The sequence below is a fragment of the Shimia sp. R11_0 genome, assembly GCF_017744035.1.
Taxonomy (GTDB): Bacteria; Pseudomonadota; Alphaproteobacteria; order Rhodobacterales; family Rhodobacteraceae; genus Shimia; species Shimia marina.
The window spans coordinates 1-2,500 of record NZ_JAGHQY010000022.1 but is presented as its reverse complement, the minus strand read 5'-3'; the positions used below and the strand labels follow the sequence as shown (position 1 = coordinate 2,500).

The 2,500-nt window shown below is 52.6% G+C and carries 1 tRNA gene and 2 rRNA genes (1 of these 3 cut by a window edge); all 3 read left to right on the top strand.

The features are described 5' to 3' along the window. Positions 1 to 2,058: ribosomal RNA gene (locus tag J7382_RS19800) — 23S ribosomal RNA — on the top strand (it extends 773 nt beyond the left edge of the window). A gap of 99 nt (positions 2,059 to 2,157) precedes the next feature. After that, positions 2,158 to 2,272 (top strand): 5S ribosomal RNA (gene rrf / locus J7382_RS19795). 142 nt (positions 2,273 to 2,414) lie between these two features. Then, positions 2,415 to 2,491, top strand: a tRNA-Met gene (locus J7382_RS19790). Positions 2,492 to 2,500: the final 9 nt, after the last annotated feature.

The window sequence follows — 2,500 nt, the reverse complement described above, 5'->3', positions numbered from 1 at the left end:
AAAGATCGGGATGAGCTGTGCCTAGGGGTGAAAGGCCAATCAAACTCGGAGATAGCTGGTTCTCTGCGAAATCTATTTAGGTAGAGCGTCATCTGAATACCCCGGGGGGTAGAGCACTGGATGGGTAATGGGGCCCCACAGGCTTACTGATCCTAACCAAACTCCGAATACCCGGGAGTACTAGATGGCAGACACACTGCGGATGCTAACGTCCGTAGTGGAGAGGGAAACAACCCTGACCTACGACTAAGGCCCCTAATTCATGGCTAAGTGGGAAAGCAGGTGGGACGACCAAAACAACCAGGAGGTTGGCTTAGAAGCAGCCATCCTTTAAAGATAGCGTAACAGCTCACTGGTCTAAATAAGTTGTCCTGCGGCGAAGATGTAACGGGGCTCAAGCCATGAGCCGAAGTCTAGGGATGCGTAAGCATCGGTAGCAGAGCGTAGTGTGACATAGTTCCAATCCTCTTTAGCAATCTACGGATTGCCTTGGAGGATATGGAGCTTTCGATGAAGCCGGGGCGTGAGCCATCCGGTGGAGAGATCACTAGTGAGAATGATGACATGAGTAGCGACAAAGAGTGTGAGAGACACTCTCGCCGAAAGTCCAAGGGTTCCTGCTTAAAGCTAATCTGAGCAGGGTAAGCCGGCCCCTAAGCCGAGGCCGAAAGGCGTAGGCGATGGGAACTAGGTTAATATTCCTAGGCCAGGAGGATGTGACGGATCATGAAGGTTGTTTGCCCTTATCGGATTGGGCAGGCCGCTGATTGGTTCCTGGAAATAGCCCTCCATGAGACCGTACCCTAAACCAACACAGGTGGACTGGTAGAGCATACCAAGGCGCTTGAGAGAACGATGTTGAAGGAACTCGGCAAAATACCTCCGTAAGTTCGCGAGAAGGAGGCCCAGTTTCTACGCAAGTATTGGCTGGGGGCACAAACCAGGGGGTGGCGACTGTTTACTAAAAACACAGGGCTCTGCGAAGTCGCAAGACGACGTATAGGGTCTGACGCCTGCCCGGTGCCTGAAGGTTAAAAGGAGGGGTGAGAGCTCTGAATTGAAGCCCAGGTAAACGGCGGCCGTAACTATAACGGTCCTAAGGTAGCGAAATTCCTTGTCGGGTAAGTTCCGACCTGCACGAATGGCGTAACGACTTCCCCGCTGTCTCCAACATCGACTCAGCGAAATTGAATTGCCTGTCAAGATGCAGGCTTCCCGCGGTTAGACGGAAAGACCCCGTGCACCTTTACTACAGCTTCACACTGGCATCAGGCCATGCATGTGCAGGATAGGTGGTGGGCTTTGAAACCGACACGCCAGTGTCGGTGGAGCCTCCCTTGAGATACCACCCTTGCATTGCTTGATGTCTAACCGCGGTCCGTTATCCGGATCCGGGACCCTGTGTGGCGGGTAGTTTGACTGGGGCGGTCGCCTCCTAAAGCGTAACGGAGGCGCGCGAAGGTTGGCTCAGAGCGGTCGGAAATCGCTCGTTGAGTGCAATGGCAGAAGCCAGCCTGACTGCGAGACTGACAAGTCGAGCAGAGTCGAAAGACGGCCATAGTGATCCGGTGGTCCCGAGTGGAAGGGCCATCGCTCAACGGATAAAAGGTACGCCGGGGATAACAGGCTGATACTGCCCAAGAGTCCATATCGACGGCAGTGTTTGGCACCTCGATGTCGGCTCATCTCATCCTGGGGCTGGAGCAGGTCCCAAGGGTACGGCTGTTCGCCGTTTAAAGAGGTACGTGAGCTGGGTTTAGAACGTCGTGAGACAGTTCGGTCCCTATCTGCCGTGGGTGTAGGATACTTGAGAGGAGTTGCCCCTAGTACGAGAGGACCGGGGTGAACGATCCACTGGTGGACCTGTTGTTGCGCCAGCAGCAGTGCAGGGTAGCTATGATCGGACAGGATAACCGCTGAAGGCATCTAAGCGGGAAGCCCCCCTCAAAACAAGGTATCCCTGAGGACCGAGGTAGACCACCTCGTCGATAGGCCAGAGATGTAAGTGCGGTAACGCATTCAGTTGACTGGTACTAATGGTCCGATAGGCTTGATTTGATCCAGTAAAAGAAAGACTTTTACTAAATATCAAAAGCATACACAAAAACACACGTACATAACTTGGACAACACAAACCGATTTGAGCTGTTTACTCGGTTTGGTGATCATAGCGCGAGTGAAACACCCGGTCCCATCCCGAACCCGGCCGTTAAGCACCGTAGCGCCGATGGTACTGCATCTTAAGGTGTGGGAGAGTAGGTCATCGCCAAACCTAGTAAACAACTCAAATCTATATCTCTCAAAACGATACATAAAATACCTTCAGAACATAAAATACGTCCTGAAGGGCGACAACGCTCTAAGCTAAAAGAGCAAATAGCCTCAAAGCCAAAAGGCAAAAAAGGCAAAAGCGTCGCGGGATGGAGCAGCCCGGTAGCTCGTCAGGCTCATAACCTGAAGGTCGTAGGTTCAAATCCTACTCCCGCAACCAATATATACA